Source organism: Bradyrhizobium sp. NBAIM01 (assembly GCF_020194115.1).
In the GTDB taxonomy this organism is placed as follows: domain Bacteria; phylum Pseudomonadota; class Alphaproteobacteria; order Rhizobiales; family Xanthobacteraceae; genus Bradyrhizobium; species Bradyrhizobium yuanmingense.
On record NZ_JADYVU010000001.1, the window covers coordinates 870,312 to 894,212 of the forward strand.

23 protein-coding genes and 2 pseudogenes are annotated in these 23,901 nt (G+C 60.8%); 2 read left to right on the plus strand and 23 right to left on the minus strand.

Annotated elements, in window-relative coordinates; all coding sequences use genetic code 11:
• Positions 1–126 precede the first annotated feature (126 nt).
• A pseudogene (locus tag I6F31_RS04000) lies at positions 127–367 on the plus strand (IS3 family transposase); the annotation flags it as partial.
• A gap of 388 nt (positions 368–755) precedes the next feature.
• Here I6F31_RS04000 and I6F31_RS04005 read toward each other — a convergent pair.
• Positions 756–962 (minus strand): annotated as a pseudogene (locus I6F31_RS04005) (IS66 family transposase); the annotation flags it as partial.
• 2,056 nt (positions 963–3,018) lie between these two features.
• On the opposite strand from I6F31_RS04005, the gene I6F31_RS04010 reads away from it, so the two are divergent.
• On the plus strand, positions 3,019–3,933 hold the full coding sequence (locus I6F31_RS04010) for a TauD/TfdA family dioxygenase (protein WP_225184717.1): 915 nt from the start codon (positions 3,019–3,021) through the stop codon (positions 3,931–3,933).
• 153 nt (positions 3,934–4,086) lie between these two features.
• Here the strand turns inward: I6F31_RS04010 and I6F31_RS04015 are convergent, their stop codons facing one another.
• From I6F31_RS04015 to I6F31_RS04115, 22 genes are all read right to left on the minus strand, one after another.
• The gene (locus I6F31_RS04015; RefSeq protein ID WP_225184718.1) at positions 4,087–4,329 is read right to left on the minus strand and encodes a DUF2274 domain-containing protein; all 243 of its coding nucleotides are present in this window, start codon (positions 4,327–4,329) and stop codon (positions 4,087–4,089) included.
• 4 nt (positions 4,330–4,333) lie between these two features.
• On the minus strand, positions 4,334–5,545 hold the full coding sequence (locus I6F31_RS04020) for a TrbI/VirB10 family protein (protein ID WP_225184719.1): 1,212 nt from the start codon (positions 5,543–5,545) through the stop codon (positions 4,334–4,336).
• The gene (trbG, locus tag I6F31_RS04025) at positions 5,545–6,576 is read right to left on the minus strand and encodes a P-type conjugative transfer protein TrbG (RefSeq protein ID WP_225184720.1); all 1,032 of its coding nucleotides are present in this window, start codon (positions 6,574–6,576) and stop codon (positions 5,545–5,547) included. Before trbG ends, I6F31_RS04020 begins: the two co-directional genes overlap by 1 nt.
• Positions 6,573–7,256: a conjugal transfer protein TrbF gene (gene trbF, locus I6F31_RS04030; RefSeq protein ID WP_225184721.1), complete on the minus strand. Its 684-nt coding sequence runs from the start codon at positions 7,254–7,256 to the stop codon at positions 6,573–6,575. Before trbF ends, trbG begins: the two co-directional genes overlap by 4 nt.
• A 93-nt stretch (positions 7,257–7,349) precedes the next feature.
• Positions 7,350–8,576, minus strand: coding sequence for a P-type conjugative transfer protein TrbL (trbL, locus tag I6F31_RS04035; RefSeq protein ID WP_225184722.1), 1,227 nt, complete (start codon positions 8,574–8,576; stop codon positions 7,350–7,352).
• Positions 8,573–8,944, minus strand: coding sequence for a putative entry exclusion protein TrbK-alt (gene trbK-alt, locus I6F31_RS04040; RefSeq protein ID WP_225184723.1), 372 nt, complete (start codon positions 8,942–8,944; stop codon positions 8,573–8,575). The genes trbL and trbK-alt overlap by 4 nt, the downstream gene beginning before the upstream one ends.
• Positions 8,944–9,675, minus strand: coding sequence for a P-type conjugative transfer protein TrbJ (gene trbJ / locus I6F31_RS04045; protein ID WP_225184724.1), 732 nt, complete (start codon positions 9,673–9,675; stop codon positions 8,944–8,946). The genes trbK-alt and trbJ overlap by 1 nt, the downstream gene beginning before the upstream one ends.
• Positions 9,672–12,113, minus strand: coding sequence for a conjugal transfer protein TrbE (gene trbE, locus I6F31_RS04050; protein ID WP_225184725.1), 2,442 nt, complete (start codon positions 12,111–12,113; stop codon positions 9,672–9,674). Before trbE ends, trbJ begins: the two co-directional genes overlap by 4 nt.
• A gap of 10 nt (positions 12,114–12,123) precedes the next feature.
• Positions 12,124–12,387, minus strand: a complete 264-nt coding sequence (locus I6F31_RS04055) for a VirB3 family type IV secretion system protein (RefSeq protein ID WP_225184726.1) — start codon at positions 12,385–12,387, stop codon at positions 12,124–12,126.
• Positions 12,387–12,710 carry a TrbC/VirB2 family protein gene (locus I6F31_RS04060; protein ID WP_225184727.1) on the minus strand — a complete coding sequence of 108 codons (324 nt, stop codon included), beginning with the start codon at positions 12,708–12,710 and terminating at the stop codon, positions 12,387–12,389. Before I6F31_RS04060 ends, I6F31_RS04055 begins: the two co-directional genes overlap by 1 nt.
• Before the next feature lies 1 nt (position 12,711).
• Positions 12,712–13,626: a P-type conjugative transfer ATPase TrbB gene (gene trbB, locus I6F31_RS04065; RefSeq protein ID WP_225184728.1), complete on the minus strand. Its 915-nt coding sequence runs from the start codon at positions 13,624–13,626 to the stop codon at positions 12,712–12,714.
• Positions 13,627–13,854: 228 nt separating this feature from the next.
• Positions 13,855–15,189 (minus strand): MFS transporter, encoded by a 1,335-nt coding sequence (locus tag I6F31_RS04070; RefSeq protein WP_225184729.1) that lies wholly within the window; start codon positions 15,187–15,189, stop codon positions 13,855–13,857.
• Positions 15,190–15,320: 131 nt separating this feature from the next.
• Positions 15,321–15,749, minus strand: a complete 429-nt coding sequence (locus I6F31_RS04075) for a CopG family transcriptional regulator (RefSeq protein ID WP_225184730.1) — start codon at positions 15,747–15,749, stop codon at positions 15,321–15,323.
• A 6-nt stretch (positions 15,750–15,755) separates the two neighbouring features.
• Entirely contained in the window at positions 15,756–17,741 is a 1,986-nt protein-coding gene (locus tag I6F31_RS04080; protein ID WP_225184731.1) for a conjugal transfer protein TraG, read from the minus strand.
• Between the two features lie 36 nt (positions 17,742–17,777).
• Entirely contained in the window at positions 17,778–19,541 is a 1,764-nt protein-coding gene (locus I6F31_RS04085; RefSeq protein ID WP_225184732.1) for a DUF3363 domain-containing protein, read from the minus strand.
• Between the two features lie 385 nt (positions 19,542–19,926).
• The gene (locus I6F31_RS04090) at positions 19,927–20,757 is read right to left on the minus strand and encodes a lytic transglycosylase domain-containing protein (protein ID WP_225184733.1); all 831 of its coding nucleotides are present in this window, start codon (positions 20,755–20,757) and stop codon (positions 19,927–19,929) included.
• A 2-nt stretch (positions 20,758–20,759) separates the two neighbouring features.
• Positions 20,760–21,272: a S26 family signal peptidase gene (locus I6F31_RS04095; protein WP_225184734.1), complete on the minus strand. Its 513-nt coding sequence runs from the start codon at positions 21,270–21,272 to the stop codon at positions 20,760–20,762.
• On the minus strand, positions 21,269–21,733 hold the full coding sequence (locus I6F31_RS04100; RefSeq protein WP_225184735.1) for a DUF2840 domain-containing protein: 465 nt from the start codon (positions 21,731–21,733) through the stop codon (positions 21,269–21,271). The genes I6F31_RS04095 and I6F31_RS04100 overlap by 4 nt, the downstream gene beginning before the upstream one ends.
• A 289-nt stretch (positions 21,734–22,022) precedes the next feature.
• Positions 22,023–22,904 carry a replication initiator protein A gene (locus I6F31_RS04105; protein WP_225184736.1) on the minus strand — a complete coding sequence of 294 codons (882 nt, stop codon included), beginning with the start codon at positions 22,902–22,904 and terminating at the stop codon, positions 22,023–22,025.
• Positions 22,905–22,926: 22 nt separating this feature from the next.
• A complete protein-coding gene (locus I6F31_RS04110; RefSeq protein WP_225184737.1) occupies positions 22,927–23,208 on the minus strand; it encodes a helix-turn-helix domain-containing protein in 282 nt (93 codons plus the stop codon).
• A gap of 133 nt (positions 23,209–23,341) precedes the next feature.
• Complete coding sequence (locus I6F31_RS36335; RefSeq protein ID WP_249788058.1) at positions 23,342–23,527, minus strand: DUF2285 domain-containing protein; 186 nt, start codon at positions 23,525–23,527, stop codon at positions 23,342–23,344.
• Positions 23,439–23,879, minus strand: a complete 441-nt coding sequence (locus tag I6F31_RS04115) for a DUF2285 domain-containing protein (RefSeq protein WP_249788059.1) — start codon at positions 23,877–23,879, stop codon at positions 23,439–23,441. Before I6F31_RS04115 ends, I6F31_RS36335 begins: the two co-directional genes overlap by 89 nt.
• Positions 23,880–23,901: the final 22 nt, after the last annotated feature.

Sequence of the window (23,901 nt, forward strand, 5' to 3'; positions counted from 1 at the left end):
CCTCATTGCTGCTGCGATTCCGAGGAATGCGTCGGAATAACCAGCGAGGTATTTCGTGGCTGCATGAGAGTGGAGCGGTGCCCCCCAGGGGTTATCCATCATCACAAGAGCACCCGACTGATGCGCCAGCACACCAGCGAGCAGTTCCAAGCCTAATAGCCGACCATGGTATCGTTTTCAGCATGAGCCGTTCCGGGACGTGTGGGACAATGCCGAGATGGAAAGCTTCCTGTCTTCTCAAAACCGAACGTACGGCAGGAAAGATCTCAAGAACGAGAGACGAAGCTCGCGCCGATGTGTTCGGCTACCAAAAACTTTGCAACGCGACCCGCAGGGGCTCGAGCACGCTTATGTCAGCCCGGTTTAGTTCGACCGCAACGAGGTTTACCTGAACCCGGTGTCCATTAAGGCGGCAGCAGCTCAGGCGCTTGCTGAGTAGCGCAAGACCATCGATTTCTCAGCTTCGATCAAGCCCGTAGCTTGCTGGAATTGGTTGGCGCGTTGTGATCGGCGATCGAAAGCTTGTGACCACTCAGTGGACCGCTCCTTATCCAGCCCCCAGGCCGAGGGCAGCGTAGGATGGCCGGCGGCGGATGACGTCGGCCGGCCATCTGCTCGAACGAGTTCCCAGGTTCTCTGCGCAGAGATATTCTGCTTCATCCTAGCCACAGGGAGCGAAGATGAACCAGAAGTCCGGCCCCTCCAAAGCGACGGCAGAACCAGTGTCGCCGGAAGGGTCGTGATCGCCTCGCGGTTCGACAGCTTAACTTCTCTCGCACCGTGTTGATCACCTTGAACCGACGTGGGATCTCTCCCGTCGGCGTCGCCCCATCGCAGAGCTGCGACTGCCGCCGCCCGCAGCACGGGCTGTGGGTCGGAGGCGGCAGGACCACGCGTTCTCGTAGGATGATCTCGGGGAAGGCCTGGCGAACGAGACGGCGCCTGCGCTCAATTGAGCAAATGACCGCTCCGCTAATCGCGGCGCAGCACCTCTTGCAGGTCCAACGACAAAGAGGCAAAGACTCTTGCACATGACGTTGTAATCCGCCACACAAAGCTGGCTCTCCTCGGAGGCTCACCTCTTCCTGCACGAGTTCACGTGTAAGCCACTCCAGACGGCGCACGGCTTCGACGGCGCTGTTGCCGTCACAAATAGCCGCCGCAACGACTTCGATCTGGAGCTGAATCATTTTGCGGAGAGTTTCGGTCGGGGACTCGTCATCCATCGTGCAGCACTCCGGTGCGGAACACACCTTATGGGACTAGCAGCTCCATTTGCTAAGTTCCCGCTACAAGGAATGACAGTTGCTTTCCAGACCGTCTGGAATCCGCGAGGATGTTCGCCAGAACACCTGGTCCGCATCGCGTGCGCCACAGATACTACTGGAGAACAGTCGCATGAGGAGGGGCTGCGCGGGGAGCATAATGCACGATAGTAACAATGCACGATAGTAAGAGCGCAGCCTGACACTCAGCCGAACCGCCCTGTATCTGATCGTCTGTCTCCCTACGCCTCATCGTTATCCACCCGAACTCGAAGGCCTTCTGCATGTGCCCATCTCGTGCGGCCATTAAGCTGTAAAGGCCAGCCACCCATCCCGGTAGGCGCCCCATGATCGCTCTTGGTGCTACAATTCCGCGGCCCGTCGGAGATTGAGCCACTCCCGGGAAGGCGACGTAGCTAGCCTCATTATGGCAAGGTTGGCCACCGAAGTTAGTGGGGACGTGGTAGGGACAGCGCTTTTCGGACCAGCACAAGCGGCGAGTCACGTCTTGGCTAACTTCACCGGCAGCGTGGGCGCGGCAGGGACAGCGTCGAGTTTCTCTTGAGTTAAGGCGCCGAGTCGCGCCTGCGCTGCTGTCGAGATCAAACCGGTTCGGCGCCAGAGTCGACCTGTCGACAATCACTGAAAAGGTGGCCTGCAGTGCAGACCAAGCTGTTTCGCCGTGTCATGCATCCTGCTGTAATACGGGCTCGGCTTGAAGACTGTGAAACGGTCTTTTAGCTACCTGAAAAGCGCAGCATCTTCTCATCTCAAACAATCTAACCGGCAGGCGACACTGCTCCGGTGGGATCCGAGACAGCTCGCGCACCAGGCTATCGCATGAAAGCGACGGCCAGCTTTGAAGTGACGGGGCTTCGTAGGTGCGAGCTCAACCTTTGAGTATTCACCTGAAAGCGCAGGTATGATGGGCATCATTGGCTGGGATCTTTTTGCTCGAAACTGCCCTCCTTCTCAGCCAGCTTCCGGAGCGTGCGGAGGTCGACACGTCCGACCGAGGGAGTATCAATATAGTCTATGTCTATTCCCGATTTCTCAAGACACTCCGCCTTACAGAGGGCTTCTCTTGCACTCAACCTTTGAACCGAAAAATGCTTTCGGCTAAACCCCGTTCGATGACACCTAATACTGTAAGGCACGGATCCCCCCGTTGAGAGCGACAGTATATCCAACTTCTCGCAACAGTACGACCGACCATTTTTGGTAGGTCTGCAGCTCTCACACGCTCCATCTACATTGGTCGAGATTAACTCGGGTTATCAATTACCTCGCCAGATTTACTAGCCGAACAGTCAACTCGGGCTTACCGTGCTGTAGACACTTGTCCGTTTTCTGACAGAGGCACAATCTCGTGTCAGGCGCAACACAGCGCGCATAGTAAGCATGAGACTGTCGAGAACCCATTCGGCATTGTGGCTTGCCAGCGCCGCTTGGGATGGCCATTGCTCAGACAAATCGATCCTACAGAAGCATTTCTTTTTTCAACGCAATTGAGTGACTAAAAAGCTAACGAATATCTGCCGGGTTGGCGCGCTCCTGCGTCCGCTTCGTCATCACGACATTAGAAGGGTGAGACCGGCGAGAGAGTTCTTTCGTCACTCGTTCCAACCATCGGCTCAGTTACGGTTCAGTGCTCGATGGCGGTACAGGGCTGTCTATTGCTTGGCACGATGCTTGCTGAAGATCATTCGCTCCCAGAGGCACGAAAGACTCTCCTAGGGCCTAAAAACGCAATATGAGCACAACGGGTTTGATCGGTGGCCTCATTCCGAGCACGAATGTGGTGAAACGTGCAGCGCGCATCGGAGCTGAAATCAAACATGTGAAGCTATCGGGCGATCTACCGGATCACGCGATTGCTGCGATCAACAGCTTGTTGCTCGAGCACAAGGTGATCTTCTTCCGCAATCAAGGACATCTCAATGATGCCGAGCAGGAGCGCTTTGCCGCTCGTCTCGGAAAGCTAGTGCCGCATCCGATGCTCGGTGCCACCAAAGGTATGGCATCGCTCCTCGAATTGGACTCCGCTCGCGGCGGCGGTCGCGCCGACGTTTGGCATGCGGATGGGACTTTCGCCGACGCCTATCCCAAGATTTTGGTCCTGCGGGCCGTTGTGATGCCAACGTTCGGAGGCGACACCGTCTGGTCGAACACAGCTGCCGCCTATCTTGATCTGCCGCCGCCACTACAACGGCTTGCCGAGCGCCTATGGGCCGTTCACAGCAACGTTTTCGATTACGCCGGGATCGCGCGTGTCCGCGAGGTCGACAAGAAGCACTTTGACGAGGTGTTCACCAGAACGGTTTTTGAGACCGAGCATCCCGTTGTACGCGTCCACCCTGAAACAGGCGAGCGGACGCTAGTGCTTGGCGCCTTGGTGAAGCACTTTGTTGGGGTCCCCAAATACGACGGTCAAAAGCTGTTCGATCTTTTCCAATCTCACATCACCGCGCCCGAAAACACTGTGCGCTGGAACTGGTTGGAAGGCGATATTGCGATATGGGATAACCGCGCGACGCAGCATTACGCTGTTAACGACTATGGAGACCAGCATCGCGTCGTACGTCGGGCCACGATTGAGGGTGACGTGCCTGTCAGCGTAGATGGCCGGAGCAGTGTAATGCGCCTTGCCCAGCGCTCTCGCGTCTGAAAACCAAGAAAACGAAGTCGGAGTTGTATCGCGCAGATGCGGGAACACACCTTTCCGACACGATATCTCAGCTCTTAGCGCCAGCTCGGCAAGACCCAGGTTGATGCACGCAACTATTTAGCGTCGGCCAACTGTTTCAAGGCACCTTGACCATCACTGTCCTTCGCCAACGGACGGTACGTGGCCTTGACGCTTCAGTTTAGAAAATCCTCGATCCGTGGCCATAAATCGCGCCAACATAGGAGCGATGAGCTTAGTCGGATCGACCACTTGACCACCTTGACGTGTAAGCGCTTCTGCATATGCAGTGAGATCACGATGCACGGTCGCAGGCAGCTCCGTACTCACTTTGACCGGCTTGTCGTCTGGAAGCTCGCCTATTTTGAGTTTTGGCATGTTGTCACGCTCTATAGGGCGTAAGTATGAGGTCATGATTGACAAGAACGCGAACCGGGAAGCCAGGTCGCACAGCCAGAGTAGGTTGGATGCTGAGACTGCGGCGAACGACCTGTTGTCCGGTTTGGTTCAGTGAGTCGGAGGCGCCGTGTCGCAATGCCTGAATGATTGCGCTGTCGTTGCTGTTGCTGTCCGAGCCGGAACCCAGTTCAGTCCCGACGGCCAGAAATGTCGATAGTGCCGCAGCCTTGAACAGTTCGCCCCAGTGATTGTCGACCTGGTCTTCGAGACCAGAATGTCCGGCAGTGTCGGTGCCAGACTGCCGCTCGAGAACGATCGAACGTCCATTCGGCATGATCAGCCGGGTCCAGACGAGCAGGACGCGGGACTGGCCGAAAGTGACCTGGCTATCGTAGACACCGATCAGGCGAGCCCCCTGCGGCACCAATAAGAGCCGACCGGTTGGCGTGTCGTATACGTTTTCCGTGACCTGCGCGGTGATTTGGCCTGGAAGATCCGATCTAATTCCTGTGATCAGAGCTCCTGGAATCACTGTCCCAGCCTGCACAATATATGGCGAAGCAGGCCTGGTGACATGGTCAGGGCTGACAGTGCGACGGTCCACGGAGGCGTTCACGAAGGCCAGCTTGCGATCCTGGCCGTTCTGTGCAGGTCCATCATCACCAGTGCTCGTTGCGCTCACCGACACGACACGATCGCTTCCAACCACCGAAGCGGTGGGTGGACGCACTTCGCGTCCATTCGATGAAGCGAATAAGTGACTGATGCGAGCTGCTTCGGTCTCTTGATCCCGGCGCTGCTGCTCCGGATCAGCGCCGAACGTCGGCGACTGGCCTTGAGCTGCAAGGATCGGTCGACCGAGATCACCAGGAAGCGGGGGACCAAGCTGCGGGATTGGCTGCCGCGGAACGCCAGCATAGTCCTTCGGCAGCGTCCTAATACCGTCGGCGACATTGTGGTGGTCGGTACTGTAAAGCTCATCGATCGTCTGGTTTCGGGAACGACTGCTTTGCAGCGACCACAAGGTCGTTCCACCAATGACAAGCAGAACAACCACGCTCCCTCCAGCCAAGACTTTCCATGACAACCGTGTCACGCGCGGGTACTCCGCCCTCAAGCGGAAGCTCCTGGAGTGATCATCTTGTGTCTGCGGCGGAACCGCTTGTTCCCTGTCATTCCCACTCGGGGCATTCATTATGACGGCCTCCCATCGGTCCTGACGATCCTGACCTTCTGCTGGTGCTCACCGCCGAGCCGCAGTTCGGCAGCCGCAAAGAGTCGATCGACGATCAATACGTTGCCGTATGCGCGATAGTTGACAAGTTCGGTTTTGCCGTCCGGGCCGATGACGAAGAGCGGAGGCATCTCGCCCTGTATGATGCCTTGCGGGAATTCGACGTAGACCTTGCGGCCATCGTCATATGCGGCGAGCGGCCGCCAGGGCGGGCTGTCCCCTTCGATGGCATAGCGGGAGATACGCTGCGCCGGATCCGGAAGAACGGGTTTCAGAGCGACCGAACGCATTCTTTCGCGTACTGTTTCCGGATAGTACCAGGCCACAGACGGCATGTATGGCCGCTCGCAGGAGCGCAGCTCCATAAGATAGGTGCGCCGGTCAGTGTTGACGACAAGATTGGTCTCGAGCGATGCGCGAGTTGGTTTGACAAGAATGTGGACGCGCCGTGTGTCGCCGCTCCCGCTCTCGGTATCGCCCACGACCCAGCGGACGGTATCTCCGGCCGCGATGGGCCCTGATCCCGTCAACTGCTCGCCTTCCTCGAGCGCGATATCCGTGATCTGCCCCGGTGCGGCGTAAATCTGATAGAGCGCTCCGGGACTGTAAGCGTAGATTTGCGCCGCGTTGAAATACCCGCGCCTGCGCGGTTCAACGCGAGCCGCTCTGTTTGCCGTCTCAACCCGGCTCACCGGTTCTGCGTCTTCCTTCCCACCCGACTTCCCGCCAAGAGCGGGCTTCCAAAGGGGCGGAACGTGAAGTGGTCGCGATCGATCGTCGAGAGCCACCGGCATCGCTGGTAACGGAGGAACTTCAGCGTCATAGCTGATCTCCGGCGGAATGTAGGTCGCGCACCCAGCGAGCGCGGAAGAACAAAGCACAAGAGCGGACAGAATCGCGCGGTTCGAGCTCACGAACGCGGGCCAAACCGAATTGAACCTGCTTTGCTGGAAGGAACATTTCGAATGAACCTCAGACGGCGTCTTTGTCACTGACTCAACTCCTTCGACCAATTAATTGCACGGACGTAGACGCCAAGAGGATTCTTGCGCAGGCGTTCGGCATCGCGCGGTGCCTCGATCACGATCGAGAGAATTGCAGTCCAGCGCTCAGTCGAGCTCAACGAGCCGTTTTCGTAAACGCGCTGCATCCAGGCGACCCGGAAGCTTTCCGATGACGCGCGAATGACGCTCGAGACCTCGACGGAGATTTGCGCCTTACCCAGCTTGGCAAACGGATCATTGTTGCGCGCGTAGTCGTTGAGCGCAGCGGCGCCGCGATCGGTCGTAAAATCATAGGCCCGGAGCCAGTTTTGGCGCAGAACGATGCCGTCGGCCGGCAGGCCTCTGACATCCTCGACGAAGCGCGCCAGATGGTAGGCGATCTGGGCATCTGTCGGTTGATAGTCGATGTTGGCTGGCGCGACCCTTTGGGCCTTGCCGAGATGATCGACCTCGACCACCCACGGCGTGATTGATCCGCGGCTCGATTGCCAGACAAGGCTGCCAGCGAGACCGGCCGACAGCATCAAACAGCCTAACGCCATTAGGCGCCAGTTCTTGGCTTGCACGCGCGCTGATCCAATGCGTTCGTCCCAAACCTGTGCGGCCTTTTGATACGGCGTAATCGGCTCGGGCATGCGCCCGTAGTGAACTGATGGTCGTTTGAACATCGATGGTTGCCCGTGATATCGAGTGATCGGTTTCAAGTCGTGCGACGGCAAGGTTTGAGACGCTGCTGTGCGGCGGAGGTGCAGTGATGCGTCTCAGCGTTCTCCTTCGGACAAATCGACGGAGGAGCCGCTGCCGCCGTGATCGCCGGAGCGGACGGCGTGGCCAGCGGCCGAGGCACCATGCCGAATAGTCTCGGCACGCTTCATGCGCCGCGCCCAATCAGGCTGCCCTTCGGCCGGGGGGCTCGCGGACTGCTCGCCCGCTTGGCTGCCTCCGAAGGCAGCCGCTGCTCGACGCAATGGACTCGTCGCAGCCGAAGCGCCCGCCTCCGCGACGCCGGCAAGGCCCCCGCTTCGATAGGCCGCTGTTGCTCCGCTTATGACAGCTCCGCCACCGCGCGCGGCGCCTGCAACCGCACTGCCAGCGAGACCGGCACCGCCAGCGACAAGTCCCGCGCCAGCCGCAACAATGCCGCCCGCAGCAAGGCCTGTTCCAATCGCGGCGCCGGCGCCGAGTTGAGGTCCGCCCGACACTAGGCCGTTTGCGATACCCGGACCGAAGATGCCGAGGCCCAGCAAGGAAAGCGCCGCGAGCACCAGCGTCATCGCGTCTTCGATGGTCGGCGGTGCACCGCCGAAACCTGCGGTGAACTGCGTGAACAGGGTGGAGCCGATGCCAACGATGACGGCCAGGACCAGGATCTTGATGCCGGAAGATATGACATTGCCCAGGACCCGCTCTGCCGCAAAAGCGGTCTTGCCAAACAAGCCAAAGGGAATGACCACGAAGCCTGCCAACGTTGTGAGCTTGAACTCGATCAGGGTGACAAAGAGCTGGATCGCCAGAATGAAAAAGGCGAGCAACACCACGACCCAGGCGAACAGGAGAACGACGATCTGGACGAAATTCTCGAAGAAGCTGATGTAGCCCATCAGGTTGGAGATCGAATCGAGCAATGGTCGGCCGGCGTCGAGTCCGACCTGAGCGATCTTTCCCGGCCGCAGGAAGTCCGACGCGGATAGGCCTGCGCCAGATGCCTTCAACCCAAGACCGGCAAAGCTTTCGAAAACGATGCGTGCCAGATTGTTCCAATTGCCGATGAGATAGGCAAAGACGCCTACAAAGAGCGTCTTCTTGACGAGGCGCGCGACGATGTCTTCGTCCGGCCCCCAAGTCCAGAACAAGGCAGCAAGCGTGATGTCGATCGCGGCAAGGGTCGCTGCGAGATATCCGACATCGCTGCCGAGGAGCCCGAAGCCGTTGTCGATATAACGCGTGAACGTTTCCAGAAACTGGTCAATGATCCCGGTACCAGTCATGGCTTGCTCGCCTCAGGTGTCACCGGTTGCGGATATCCTTGCGGGATCCGGCTCTGATCCTTTGGGGCGGGCGCCAACGCTGCGGCGGGTACTTCTTGGCCAGGAACCGCGACACCGGCTTTCTTGGCCAAGAAGCGTCGCCGGTTTTCAGCCCAGACCTGTCTGCAATGCTGATAACCTGCCGTTTCCTCCTCAGTGACGCTGCGGCAGCGTGCGAGATCAGAGCTGGTTGGGCCTGTCGTCTGCTCCGCCTTCGGCGGCGCAGGCGGCTCGTCACCACCGCGAAGCTGAATCGTGCAGGCCGCGACGGCTACGAGGCCTATTGTCGTAAGCAGCGACACCGCCTTGAATGCCCTTATGTCGGTCATCAGTGGAACATCTGCACGTTGGATGATTGATAGCCCTGCCCCGGAGTCAGGAACCGACGAAGTTGTTCTCGTCCCTGATCCTGGGCTGAAGCGCGCTGAGCCGCTTCAAGACTCTGCGCCCGGCCCTGCGCCGTCACGACGGCGGTGAGGTCGGCGAGCTGCTGCGCGTTTAGCGCGAGAATCTGGTTGCCGGCCTGCGTTGCCTGGAGAGCGCCGCTGGCGCCTTGACTTGATGTTACGAGCGCGGACGTCTGGGTGCGGTTGGTGTCGAGGTTACCAACGATGCCCGCCTGAACGCGCAGCGAGTCTTGCGTTGCGGCATAGGAATTTTGCCATCGCGATTGAGCGTTGGAGATCAGCAACTGGTTCGACTGGCTGCTCGTGGCGGGCGCGTAACTGGTCGAAAAGGCGCGATCAATCTGCTGCACATCATAGGCAATCCGCTGAGCTTGCGTCAACAATTGCTGGGTCCGCTGGATCGATGATTGCAATTGCTGCAGCGACGAATACGGCAGGCTTGCCAGATTCTTGGCCTGATTGATCAACATCTGCGCCTCGTTCTGCAACGAGGTGATCTGATTGTTGATCTGCTGCAGCTCTCGCGCGGCAGTCAGGACGCTCTGGACGTAGTTGTTGGGATCAAAGACGATCCACTGCGCCTGCGTGGGCATTATGGCGGCGAGCGTCAGCGCGACCGTGCCAGCGGCCGCCAATAGGCTAAGACGCCTCATTGCGGTTTCTCCAGATTAACGAAATTGGGAATCAGGTCGAGGGCCCAGGCGACGCCACGGTGCTGTAGCCAGGCCGGTACGAAGCCGTCAGGTCCATGTTCGTCGAGGAGCTGCGCGATGGCCGCCTGGTCCGTCTTGGAAGAGGCTGCGGCAAAGGCGAGCGCGACTTCGCCAAGCCCAAGCTCGAACATCCGGTTGCCCCGGCGCGACTGGCAGTAGTAGTCGCGCTTTGGCGTTGCCCGGCTCAGAAGTTCGATTTGGCGATCATTAAGTCCGAACCGGCGGTAGATGGCACTAATCTGCGGTTCGATCGCCCGCTCGTTCGGCAGCAACAGGCGCGTTGGGCAGCTTTCGATGATCGCCGGCGCGATCGCGGAGCCATCAATGTCCGAAAGCGACTGGGTGGCGAAGATGACGGACGCGTTCTTCTTCCGAAGTGTCTTCAGCCATTCCCGGAGTTGCCCTGCAAAATCCTCGTCATCGAGGGCAAGCCAACCCTCGTCGACAATCAGGAGTGTCGGCCGGCCATCGAGACGGTCACCAATACGATGGAAGAGGTACGCCAACACGGCCGGCGCAGCACTCGTTCCGATCAAGCCCTCGGTTTCGAACGCCTGGACCGATGCCTCGCCGAGACGCTCGAATTCGGCATCAAGCAACCGGCCTGAGGGTCCACCCAGGCAATAAGGTTGCAAGGCGCGTTTCAGAGAGTTCAATTGGAGCAGGACTGAAAGGCCCGTCAGCGTGCGCTCCTCCCTCGGCGCCGAAGCGAGAGACGTCAGCGCCGACCACAGATGGTCCTTGACCTCCGGGGTGATCTCGATCTTTTCCCGTGCGAGGATCGCGCCAATCCACTCCGTCGCCCACCCTCGCTCGGCGGAATCGTCGATCCAAGCCAACGGTTGCAGGGCGATGGGGTTTTCGCTCTCGTCGGACAGTGCGCCGCCGAGATCATGCCAATCACCACCCATTGCGAGCACGGCCGCACGGATTGAACCGCCAAAATCGAACGCAAATACCTGGGAGTCCGGGTAACGCCTGAACTGTAGCGCCATCAGCGCAAGCAGGACTGACTTGCCAGCACCCGTCGGTCCCACCACGAGGGTATGGCCGACATCACCGACGTGGAGCGAAAACCGGAACGGCGTTGATCCCTCGGTCTTACCGAACAGGAGCGGCGGCCCTTTGAGGTGGAGGTCCCTCGCTTCTCCCGCCCACACGGCCGACATCGGCATCATATGGGCGAGGTTCAGGGTCGAAACCGGCGGCTGCCGCACATTGGCGTAGACGTGCCCCGGCAGACTGCTGAGCCAGGCTTCGACGGCGTTCACCGTCTCGATCATGCAGGTAAAGTCGCGCCCCTGAATAACCTTCTCGACCAGGCGCAGCTTTTCATCCACGGCATTGGGATCACGGTCCCAGACAGTGACGGTCGCAGTGACAAAGGCTTGCCCGATCTGATCGGACCCGAGTTCCTGCAACGCCGCGTCGGCATCAAACGCCTTGTTGTGGGCATCGGTATCGAGCAGCGTCGATGCCTCGTTCGTCATGACTTCCTTGAGAATGGCGCCAATCGATTTTCGCTTGGCGAACCACTGCCGCCGAATCTTGGTCAACAGCTTGGTGGCGTCGGTCTTGTCGAGCATGATCGCGCGGGTCGACCAGCGATACGAAAACGCTAAGCGGTTCAGGTCATCCAAAATTCCGGGTGTCGTGGCGCCCGGAAAGCCGACAATCGTCAGGACCCGAAGATTGGCTGAGCCCAACATCGGCTCGAGCCCGCCGGTCAACGGCTGGTCGGCTAAGAGCGCGTCCATGTACATGGGAATCTCCGGCACGCGAACCCGATGACGCTTGGTTGAGATCGTCGAGTGCAGGTAGGTCAGCGTGCCCTGATCATCGAGCCAGGTGCATTCCGGCATGAACCCTTCAACGAGATGAACCACGCGGTTCGTTTGGTCGACAAAGCCGCGGAGGATCTCGCGCGCGCCGGCTCCCACAGTTCGATCGCGACCCTCATAGAGGAATCGCTCTGCCCTGGCGGCGCCTTCCTCCGGAGGCAGATAGAGGAAGGTCAGGAAGTAGCTCGACTCATAGTGGGCACCCGCCTCCTCGAACTGAGCCCTGCGTTCGGCGTCGACCAGCGCAGACGCGACATCCGGAAACGTGTTCGGCGGATAGTTACCGGCAAAATGGCGCTGCGCCTCAACGAACACGGCCCAGCCCGATCCCAGGCGACGCAGGGCGTTGTTCAGGCGACCGGCGACAGCAACGAGTTCGGCCGGCACCGCGCTGTCGAGGTCGGGGCCGCGGAATTTCGCCGTCCGTTGGAAAGACCCGTCCTTGTTCAGGATGATTCCCTCGGCGACCAGGGCTGCCCATGGCAGGAAGTCGGCAAGACGCGCGTTGGAGTGGCGATATTCGGCAAGGTTCATCATGACCGAGACCTCACACGTTGAGATGGCCGGGAATGCGCAGATGTCGGCGCACCACATTGACGAAGGCAGGATCGCGCTTGGCCGCCCAGAGGGCGGCCATGTGGCCGATGAACCAGAGGACAAGCCCCGCGGCCCAGAGCCGCAGTCCAAGTGCGAGGGCGGCCGCCAGCGTGCCGTTGACGATCGCGACCGACCGCGGCGCGCCTCCCATCAGGATCGGCACGGTGAGCGCGCGGTGAACGGGTACGACGAAACCTGCGACCGGCTCGTCCATCAGATCACCACGCCGCCGCCGAAGGAGAAGAACGACAGGAAGAAGCTCGACGCTGCAAAGGCAATCGATAGACCGAACACGATTTGGACCAGCCTGCGGAAACCACCTGACGAGTCCCCGAACGCGAGCGTGAGACCGGTCACCACGATGATGATGACAGCGATGATCTTGGCGACCGGCCCCTCGACCGACTGCAAAATCTGATTGAGTGGCTGCTCCCACGGCATGTTCGAGCCAGCCGCCCATGCTGGCTGAGCTGCCAAAAGCACCGTGCCGAAGGCGGCCAACGATGCACCTCGAAGAAAGCGAAATTCCTGACGCATGTCAGTCTCCTGCTGTTGAAAGGCTGTAGTCGCCCGCAGCGCCGAGCCCCGAGACGAGGGCGAGTTCAGCGAGGCGACGGTCGGCGCCGCGCCCCGCTAGCACGGCGATAACGTTGATCGTCTCGGCGATCAGGGCCCGCGGAACCGTGATGACGGCTTCCTGGATGAGCTGCTCGAGCCGCCGCAGTGCGCCGAGCGCGGTGCCCGCATGAATAGTGCCGATGCCACCGGGATGACCGGTGCCCCAGGCCTTGAGCAGATCGAGTGCTTCCGCACCGCGGACCTCGCCAACCGGAATACGATCAGGACGCAGTCGCAGCGAGGACCGAACGAGATCCGATAGCGTAGCCACGCCATCTTTGGTCCGCAGCGCCACGAGATTGGGCGCTTTGCATTGCAGTTCGCGCGTGTCTTCGATCAGAACGACCCGATCGGCGCTCTTTGCCACCTCGGCCAGGAGGGCATTAGTCAGCGTCGTCTTGCCGGTCGATGTCCCTCCGGCGACGAGGATGTTCTTCCGTGCGTCGACCGCGCCCTTCAGGATCTTGGCCTGCTCCGAGGTCATAATCCCCCTGGCGACGTAGTCGTCGAGCGTAAACACGGCGACGGCGGGTTTGCGTATAGCAAACGCCGGTGCTGCAACGACCGGAGGCAAGAGACCTTCGAAGCGCTCGCCGGTCCCAGGCAATTCGGCCGAGACCCGTGGCGACCCGGCATGCACCTCGGCACCGACGTGATGCGCTACGAGGCGAACAATGCGTTCGCCATCCGCAGCGGACAGGGTTTCGCCTGTGTCGATCAGGCCATTCGACAACCGGTCGATCCACAGCCGCCCATCCGGGTTGAGCATCACCTCGATGATCGCTTCATCTTCGAGGTAGCCGGCAATCGCCGAGCCAAGCGCGCTGCGCAGCATTCGCGCACCGCGCGAACTCGCTTCAGATTGAATAGAATAGATTGGCACCGTTCGCCCCCACGAATGAGGACGCCCAAAGAGCGCCCTCGGATGGGGACATTAGAAAAGGCACCGATGGACTTGGCGCAACAAGCGCTTTTCGTGATCGTAGGCTGGCGTAGAAAAAGAAAGAGTGAGAACCGATATTTGACGGCTACTTAATCATATCCGTGTGCCACGATTTGCTGCTCACCATTCCGCATCGTCATCCGCAGGCAGGAGGATGACCGAATCCTCATATAACCCAACTGACTCGACGGCGCAGGAATCATCAGCCGGCTTGAAGACGAGGATTGAACTCATCCACGGAGTGATGGATCGGCGCCCGGGCAGCGCGAACCAGACCAACGCCGCGATCTGCAGCGCTACATTGAGACCGAAAGCGACTTGATAGGCCTGGAGCGGCCGATGGCCATCGTTCGCCGACCATTGCTCCAGGATAAGACCTGTCGCGTATTGTGCCAGAAAAGCCCAACCAAAGTGCAAGACGTTCAAGGCGCCGTTGGCACGACCAGCAAGTTGCGGCGGAAAGTAATCCGCTATCACCGCGAAGCTGACCACGGTTGCCGTTCCGGCAATTGCTATAACCGACCAGGGCAAGATGGACGGGAGAGGCACTCGAAGGATCAAGCCTAGCTCGGCCGCGATAAACAGCACTGCAACCGTCGCCAAGATCGTCTCCCTTTCAATTCCTCTCCGCTTGATGGAATGGACCGTGGTACCGAATATCCAAGCGCCACCGCTCAATACAATGGACATTATGAACAGCTGTCTTACGACAGTTACTCGATCGAGCCCCTCCACGTCGGTCAGCCATAGCGATGCCCACAATCCCTGCAGGGACCAGGCCGATCCAATGCAAGTCGCCGACAACGGGGCCATTCGCCAAAAGCGCCGATCGCCGAAAACGGAGCCTAGGGTCGTGGGGATTGACGCCATCGATGTGACAATGCCTCGTTCTGGCACCACGACATAGATGAGAGCGGCCGTCGCACCGGTAGCGGCCGCCAGGATCCCAAAGAGCTGCCGCCAGCCCATCCAGGCGAGCAAGTGTTCGACGGGAGCCGTAGCGGTCACCGCTCCGAGCGATCCCAGCATGATCATGTAGCCGTTAAGCAAGGCAACTCGTTCTCTGGGAAACCAAAGGATGATGGATTTCAGACCTGCCGTCAGGGCCGCCGCCACGCCAAGCCCGATCATTGCACGTGCGATCAAAAGTGACAGGAAGCCGGTCGATACCGCGAACAGTCCGGCGCCCGTGGCCGCGAGCAAGAGCAGAACACTCTGAACGCGACGCGGACCAAATCGGTCCAACAATATGCCGACGGGGATCTGAGCCGCCGCGAAAACAAGGAAGTAGACTGACGTAAGCAACCCGAGATCGGCAGAACTAAGGCCAGTATCCGAGCTGAGATGACCGGCGATCAAAGCGTTGATCGTTCGAAACAGATACGAAAGATAGTAACCTGCAGCAAACGGGAGAAATACGCGCGCGGTGAGACGCCATGCCCCTGAAATCTGCATGCTGGCCCTTCTTGCTCCTCAATTCATTGGAGCCGATAGCGCGTCCAGCTTTTTGTGGGCTTGGCCAAATTGCTGCGATCGTAGGCTGGCGTGGAAAAAGAAGGACCGGCAAAATGGTCTGCCTACATGGTTCAATCAGTTTCTTCGACCGGTTCCTGACGGAGGATATCTTCCGGAATCTCGCGCAGAAAGCTTTGGCCCTTTTGCAGGCGGCGGCCGAGTGCCTCGACAAATCCTTCAAACCGCTCCCGGCCTTTTGCTTGCGCGGCGGCCTGCGCGTCATTGGGCAGTGGCGGCGTGATCGTCAGCCAGAATCGTATGAAGAGCGCCAAGCTTTCGGCCGTCAAACCTACGTCGCGCTCCAACCTCTGCATCTGACGCGACAGCCGATCGAGGCGCCGGGCGAACGCTGCCTCCCGCCTGTCCGTGCCATCCGGCGAGAGAAACGATGCAACCGCCGCCTCCACGATCGCAGACCGGGAAAGCTTCTTGCGATCGGCGAGTTCCGAGATCTGTTTCAGCAGCTCTGGCGGGAAATAGACGTTCATCCGGTCGCGCATATTGCCTCAGAGCTCCATACCGTCATTCGGATCCATGGCGACTTGACGCGCGACACCGCGCATCTGCTGGCGTATGAGCCGGGACTGGGGGACCGCGTTCTCGTCGTCGCCGAGAACGGCGGCAAATTCGTCTGCCGGCGTTGGTTCGGTCGTTTCCTTGGCGATCGCAACGTGGTCGGGAAGTTCGGGCTCACGACGGAGCCCGCTATTCGCGGTATCTTCGTCTGCTTGTCCTCTGTTGGTTGGAAGCAACGCTGGCTCCAGCGCTCCAAGTGTTGACCATCCATCCGTTCGCGATGATCGGCCGGCGCTCGCCGGATCGGGCGGGGGCAGAACCCGCTCGGTGAACCGCCGATCCTCGTAGTAGCGGACCTTCTTGGCCCGGATCGGCGCCGTGCCCGCCACCATGACGATCTCGTCCATCGGCGGAAGCTGCATGACTTCGCCGGACGTCAGCAGCGGCCTTGCCGTCTCCTGGCGAGACACCATCAGGTGCCCGAGCCAGGGGTTCAACCTGTGACCGGCATAGTTCTTCATCGCGCGCATCTCGGTCGCCGTGCCCAGCGCGTCAGAGACTCGCTTAGCGGTCCGCTCATCGTTGGTCGCGAAGCTGACCCGCACATGGCAGTTATCGAGGATCGCATTGTTGGGTCCGTAGGCCTTCTCGATCTGATTGAGCGACTGCGCGATCAAGAAGCTCTTGATGCCGTACCCTGCCATGAAGGCGAGCGCAGACTCGAAGAAATCAAGACGCCCCAGCGCCGGGAACTCGTCAAGCATCATCAGGACTCGATGCCGGCGGTCACGGGCGTGCAGGTCCTCAGTCAGGCGCCGGCCGATCTGGTTCAGCACAAGCCGGATCAACGGCTTGGTCCGTGAGATATCGGAGGGCGGCACCACGAGATAAAGCGTCGTGGGACGGCTATCTGCGATCAGATCGGCTATCCGCCAATCGCAGCAGCGGGTCACATGGGCCACGACGGGATCGCGATAGAGCCCGAGGAACGACATCGCCGTGGAAAGGACGCCGGAGCGTTCATTTTCGGACTTGTTGAGCAGTTCTCTCGCCGTCGAAGCGACCACGGGATGCGCACCTTGCTCGCCAAGGTGCGGTGTGGTCATCATGGCCTTCAGTGTCGCCTCGATTGGCCGCTTCGGGTCGGAAAGAAACGCCGCCACGCCAGCCAAAGTCTTGTCCGCCTCGGCATAGAGGACATGGAGGATGGCGCCGACCAGGAGCGAATGACTGGTCTTCTCCCAATGGTTCCTCTTGTCGAGCGAGCCTTCCGGGTCAACCAGGACGTCCGCGACATTCTGGACGTCGCGGACCTCCCACTCCCCGCGCCGCACCTCAAGCAGCGGATTATAGGCTGAGGACTTCGGGTTGGTGGGGTCGAACAACAGGACGCGGCCATGCCGCGAGCGAAAGCCAGCGGTCACTTGCCAGTTCTCGCCCTTGATGTCGTGAACGATGGCCGAGCCTGGCCACGCCAGCAGGGAGGGGACGACAAGACCGACGCCCTTGCCCGACCGTGTGGGCGCGAAGCACAACACGTGTTCCGGTCCGTCATGGCGAAGGTAGTCACGGTCGAGCTTACCTAGCACCACACCATCCGGACCGAGAAGTCCGGCCGCCCGAACCTCCCCCGCATCGGCCCAGCGCGCCGAGCCATAGGTCTCGACGTCCTTGGCTTCGCGCGCCCGCCAGACGGACATGCCGATCGCCGCCGCGATCGAAACGACGGTCCCCGACGCCGCGATGAAGGCTCCCTCGACAAAGACCTGAGGCGCATAAGCGTCATAGACGAACCACCACCAGAAGAAAATCGGCGGGTAATAGACTTTCCAACTCCACAGCTCGAACCAGGGGCGCCCAAGCTCCGGCTGGTAGGCGAGCCGCCAGGCCGTCCACTCGGTTGCTCCCCAGATGGCGAGCAAAACGATCAGGCCGACAACGATCACCTGCCCCCAAAGGATTTTGGTTCCGGACATCCCGAACGCCCTTCCGCAACTGAATTCGAGAGTCTGCTAGAGGCCGAGGTCGCGCTTCCGACCAAAACCCCATTCGATGCCACCGCCGTCCTTCACGACGCCGGCCACGTGCTGGCCGAGCCTCTTTTCGAGTTCGCGGGACCAGGGCACGAGCTGGAAGCCGAGCCCATTGTCGATCATGGCAAAGCGTCCCGAGGTGAGCGTCAGCCGCTGCCGATACGTGCCCGCCACATGCTCCCCGGAGGCGGCATTCACGCGAGGCAGGCCGGTGCCGGCCGAGACCTTTGCTGCCACCTCGTCCAGTTCACGCCTGCGCAACGTATTCAGGAGATCGCGCTGCAGGATGACGCGTTGGCCCTGCCGCCGCGCCAGGCCCTGCTGGATCAGATGCTCGGTACGGGCTTCCATGGCGTCGCGGGTCTCGCGGCCGAAGCCGCTCATGGCGAGCGGCATGGGGTCGCGTTCGACCAGCCTGTGGTCGAGCCAGGTTGCGCCCTTCGCGGTGACTTGCTCGGCAAGATCGAGATCGGAGCGGATCGCCAGCACCATGGTCGGCTGCGGATCGCTGGCTTGACCGAAGCGTCGGACTTCGACGATTCCACCGATCGGCGGTGCATCGTTGAAAGCCTCGAGCCCTCGGAAACGCACGTGGTGAGCGCGTCCATCTGTTCCGTCGATCAGGACGTAGGCCTCGCCGGTCAGTTCGTCATGCAATCCACGGTCGACCAGTCGTCCGACAAGCTGGGACGTCGGCTGTCCACCCTCGATGACGAAATCGGCAACGCCGCGGGCTTCCCCACGTTCGGTGAAGGCGCGGTGCATGGTCTTGATGATGTCGCCACGCATGCCGAGGTCGCGCAAGCTACGCTCGGCTTCGAGCCCGACCATCCACTCCCCTGGCGCGGCGGACGCAGCAAGGCCCATCCTCTCAAGGTGCTGAAGGCGGCCAACCATCAGGCGCCGTATCTCGGGATCGGAGTTGCCCGGGTTCTCGGGGCGAAGATCGATATAGCCGGTCTCGTCGGCCGCCAGCCGGATCTCCCGATCGAGCCGCGTCCATCGTTCCGCCCTAACTTCCCTCTCCAGCGAATTGCGGATCTCGTGCTCAGGTTTTGGCCCCAGCTCGATAGCGACCAGTTCCTCGGCGCGTGAGCGCAGGCCCTGGCTGATGTAGTCGCGGGAGATCACGAGATCCGCCCCTTCGTCATCTACTCCCCGAACGAGAAGATGGACGTGAGGGTTGTCGGTGTTCCAATGATCGACCGCCACCCAATCGAGCCGCGTGCCGAGATCGGCCTTCATCTGCTTGGCGAGATCGCGGGTGAAGGCCTTCAGGTCGGTCATGTCGCCAGCATCCTCTGGCGAGACGATGAACCGGAAATGATGCCGGTCGTCCTTGCTCCGTTCGGCGAAAGCCGCGCTATCGGCGCGGTCGCTGCTGGCATCGAACATCTCGGCCCCCTCACCACTCCGGCTCACGCCGTCGCGCTTCAGATATGAGAGGTGGGCGGTCAGTGGCGCGGAGCGGAAGGCTCGCCCTTTGTGACGAACCACGCGGGCCTTCACCACGACGCGCCGCGTCGGGCTGAACAACCGGCTGCGGCTAAATGCGAGGCGCCCACGGCCAAACGCCGAGCGCCCATAGGCCGCCGAACGCCTGCCCGTGCCGGTCTGACCCGAGGTGTGTCCGGCTTTCTTCGCCGCGCGCAGCACCTGGTTGATGAAGCTCTTCGGCTTAGGCGAGCGAGTGCTGCGGATGCGCCCAGGCCGAACACGCAGGTCGCTGTCGCCCACGCTCACGGCAGGGTCTCCCAACGATCAAAAGCGCACATGGTGCCGAAAACATCCTTGATGGCATTAATCAAAATGCAAGGCGCGGCACGCGCGCCGACCGACCGGCACGCCAGAACCCAAGCCATGTCAATGGCTTGAGGTTCGACCGGCGAGCCCCTTTTATCTCGCCGTCCTGCCGTCGTGGTCTCCCGGCCGCCGGTTCCCGAAAGAGCCGCCGCGACTTGGCAGCCAACTCTCGAAGCCCCCACTGCTTCCGAGCGCTTGCGATAGCGATCGTTACCCGAAGGGCCGAGACACCCGAAGGGTGGCTCGGTGAGGAGCGAAGCGACGAGTAGAGCGCGGGCCGAAGGCATCGCCCATACGCCATCAGCTTGCGAACCCTCACACCTGGTCATTGCGATACTCCCGAATCCGATCGAGGGACGAACACGCCAACAGGCCGAGGGACCATGGGCGAAACATCGGGCGCCGAGATTGCGGTCGTGGCACCGCTCGACGGCATGAGGGCCAGCAACCGATCACGCGTTTTCATGAGATTGGCTCGCCCGACGAACAACGTCGCAGCTGCTGATGACTGTCCGCTGGACGTCCACCTCGCCGGCAGTTCGATGGCAAGCAGATTTGCAAGCTTTGCGACGTATTCGCGCGTCTCTTCTGGCAAGGAGCCGCCAGCGAGATGCTCTTCGTAGCGAGATGGCCCCGCGTTGTAGGCGGCAAACACGCCAGGCGAGCCATACCGATCCAGCAGTTCGCGTAAGTACGCCGTGCCGGCTAGAATGTTGTCGTGTGGGTCGTAGGGGTCGTTCCCGAGATGGTAGCGCTCGCGAAGTTCCGCCCAAGTCGCCGGCATGATTTGCATCAGGCCCATTGCGCCTTTTGGCGATCTGGCGTGCACGTCACCAGCGCCCTCGATGCTTTGGACTGATCGGATCCAGTTCGGCGCAATCCCAAAGCGTTGTGCGGCTTCATTGATGAAGCCGGCAAATGAGTGAGCGGTCTGACTGACCGCCGGACGTCCCTCTGATGCGCTCTGGGCCAAAGCAGCACTGCCACACGCGGTCAGAAGAAGCAGCAAGGGCACGACAGTACAGACGCGCGTGCCCAACCGACCCAAGCACGCGATCGGGCTCGCGCCAGCATTGCAGACATCGATCGAGACGGAGGGATGACCCTGCAATCGATCGAACAAGCGAATGGCGAGGAGAACACGTCGAATCCGCACGATCACTCCTCCCACGTGCACACCGGTATTGCACGGCCGATCACGCTGGATGCCGGAAGAAATCCAAAATACCGCCCATCAAGAGAGTCGTCCGATTGCCAGTTCATCAGAAACAGCTCGCCGTCGCCGACGACGCGGCAGCCCTGCCATTTCGGCAGCGGCCTGCCTCGTCCGTCGTGATCCTTCGCCTCGCCAACGGCGACGTCGTCGACCGAAATCGTGAGGCCGGTTCTGCAAACGGTCTGCCCAGGAATGGCAAGAACGCGCTTCAGCATCGGGAGGCCGATAGGCAAATAGCCGTTAAGGTCGAGAAAGGTCGCGAGCGGCTCCGGCGGCTGCACGGCGACCAATTCGGTGACTTGGAATTGATCCACCGGTTGAAGGCGGTAGAGACCTATCGGCACGCTCGCGGATGCGTTCCAGATGTAAAGCGGAAGCGGCTCCAGGACGATCGTCGCGGTGAGCGCAGCAGCGACCCCAATCGTCACGGCCAGCATCATGAGGCGGCTCGTCATCGCATCACCTTTTGCCGGTGAAGCCAGGCCTGATGGCGCGCTCTCGTATACAAGCGTGGGTTCTCGTTGACGGACAGGCGGTTATGAACGTGATGCCAATGATCAGGCGCGACATCAGCTGGATCGATGCCGAGTGCCTCAACGGCATCGGTGATTTGCAGCACTCGCTCGACCTTCGGCCAGCCCGACAGATGCAGCAAAATCTCTCCGCCGGGTGTCACATAAGGGATGCTCGAGCAGCGCTGTCCCGGAGCGACTGCGCGCAAGATGTCGATGCGCGAAATGATCGTGCCAAAGTCATTGGAGGTCCATCGGACGAAGGCAAAGATGCTGCCCGGCGCAAATGACAGGACGCGCCGATGGCGATCAAGCTTCCGTTCCTTGACGATACGACCGAACCGAATGCGATTTTCGATACGCTTCTCAAGCCACAGCACTTCTACTTCGGTAAGATCGCTCATGCCGTGGCTCCCCTACAGTCGAGCTCGGAGCCGTTCGCTTTCGCGGCGGGGAAGCACGTGTACGGCTTGTGAAGGCCAGCAGGACGGACGGGCCGGCTTTGCCGGCCACCTCCCACGCGCTTTGCAGCCTGGTCCGTTAGAAGAAATCCGAAGGATTTCTGGTTAGTAAAGTTAGAGCGGCTGGAAAGCGCGCAGAAACAAGCCCTTAAGGTCGATGCCGGTCCCCGATAGCACGAGCATCGGGTCCCCGATAGCACGAGGGTTGCGGTCCCCGATAGCACGAGCTGATTCACAGGTTGTCCTCCGAATTTGGAACGAAACCGCGCCGGCGCAGGCGTGCCGTTAAGGGATGAACAGGAGCTGGCGCGAAGTTCAGCCGCTCGGAGCCATTAGGATCCCGTGTGAGCACGAGTTGATAGCCGGGCAATGTCTGCCGCTGGACGATCTGCCGTACGTCGTAGGCAAAATGTTTGAGCGGCGAGAGGATGCCGGACTTGGCATGGAGGTGCACAAGATCAAAGCTCCAGCCGCCATCCTGGCGCCCTCCGTGCTTGCGCACGAGCCGGTAGAGCCACCGCTCAAGTCCGCCCGTGAGCTCGAAATAGGCCCGATCGATCGTCAGCACGAGCGCTTCATCGATGACGCCAGCATAGAACCAATCCGGCAGGATCAGCTCGATCCCAAATGGACGACCGTTTGCGTCTGCCGTCTCCTTCCATTCGTTGATCCAGGAGAAGCGGTGTCGCCGTCGTTCTGTCGGCTGACGGATCGACGTCAGCACGGTCGTTGACTGAAGTCGGTCAAGACCGGCCTTCAGGCGGTCATAGTCACGTGCGCTGGTGCCGCGACCTACGAACGTCAAAATCTCGTAGGGCGTTGCAGCCATTAGGCGCGAGGTCTTCAAGCCTGCGTCACGCCCCTCGACAATCTGGGACGCCGCCCAAATCAGAACGTCCGCATCCCAGATGGTCGCCATGCCGTGTTCCGGCACCGCTTCGACACGAATTGCAATCGCGCCGGCACGAAAATCGATCGGCACGATGCGCTTGGTCTTTGCGAGCGAGAAGAACGGATATGCCATCAGATCCTGCGCGTCGCGGGGTGCAAGATCGCCGGGTAGCGCCCGAAAGAGCTCAAGCTGCTCGCGCTCTGAATGGCGTTTGCGCCGCATGGTCGTTGTTCTCACGCATCAATCAGCGACGCTCCTGGCCCGCATACGGGCGCAGGACCGGATGCTTCTTGGCCGGCAGCACAGTGCCGTTCCCGGGATCTGACGTTGACGTTTTGGAGCCGAGATCGGCCCACGCTTTCAGGTCATCGACGGCGTAGACAACACGTCCGCCGATCTTCCGGTACGTCGGTCCGGTACCGTACGTGCGGTGCTTCTCGAGCGTGCGACCGGACAGGCCAAGATAGCGCGCGGCCTCAGGTGTACGCAGGAATCGCGGGGGAAGACCGGCTATCGGATCAGGCATTTGAGAACTCCAAGAGGACAGCGCACTATGCTTGGCTAGGCCGGCGTGTGCGCGCTCATCATGGAGGAGCGCGACCTCGGAGTGGGATGCCGAATTCTGGCGATGCGATTTTCGGCACCCTTCGGAGACTGCGCTACTCGTCCCTGCACCCGGGCCGCAGTAGCTTGCGATAACCACCGCGCAACAACGCGAGACCGCCTTGCACCAAGCGGACCGTTCGATTGCGCAGATCATGAGTCTTCCAGGTACGATCGGGGTTTCGCTTTTTGCCGAACAGCGCCTCGGCGATCGCGATAGCTACCGCCGGCGCTGTCAGCATCGAGCGCGCCGATTGCGGCGCTCAGGCGCTCGTGCCGCTGTTTAGGCAATTCGTGAAAGGCTGGACCGGACGCGGGTCCATTCATCACACGCCACAGCCGGCGGGCTGCATACACACGCGCGTCGAAATCGCCATCGAACGGCAATCCGGCTGCATATGACGCGCCAAGCACCGACGGGTCCTTGGACCAGACACGGTGGTCCGCCGAGCCGAGGCGCAGCACCGCGTGCCAGCCGTCCGCGGCGCGCCGCACCTGACCTGCTGCAAGGTCAAGCAGCGGTTGCGACGCTGAAGAGATCGGCGGCACAGCAACCTTGACCGGAACGACACCCGCCAGAACCTCAGGCCCCAAAAAGTCGTGTGCTCGTCGAGGA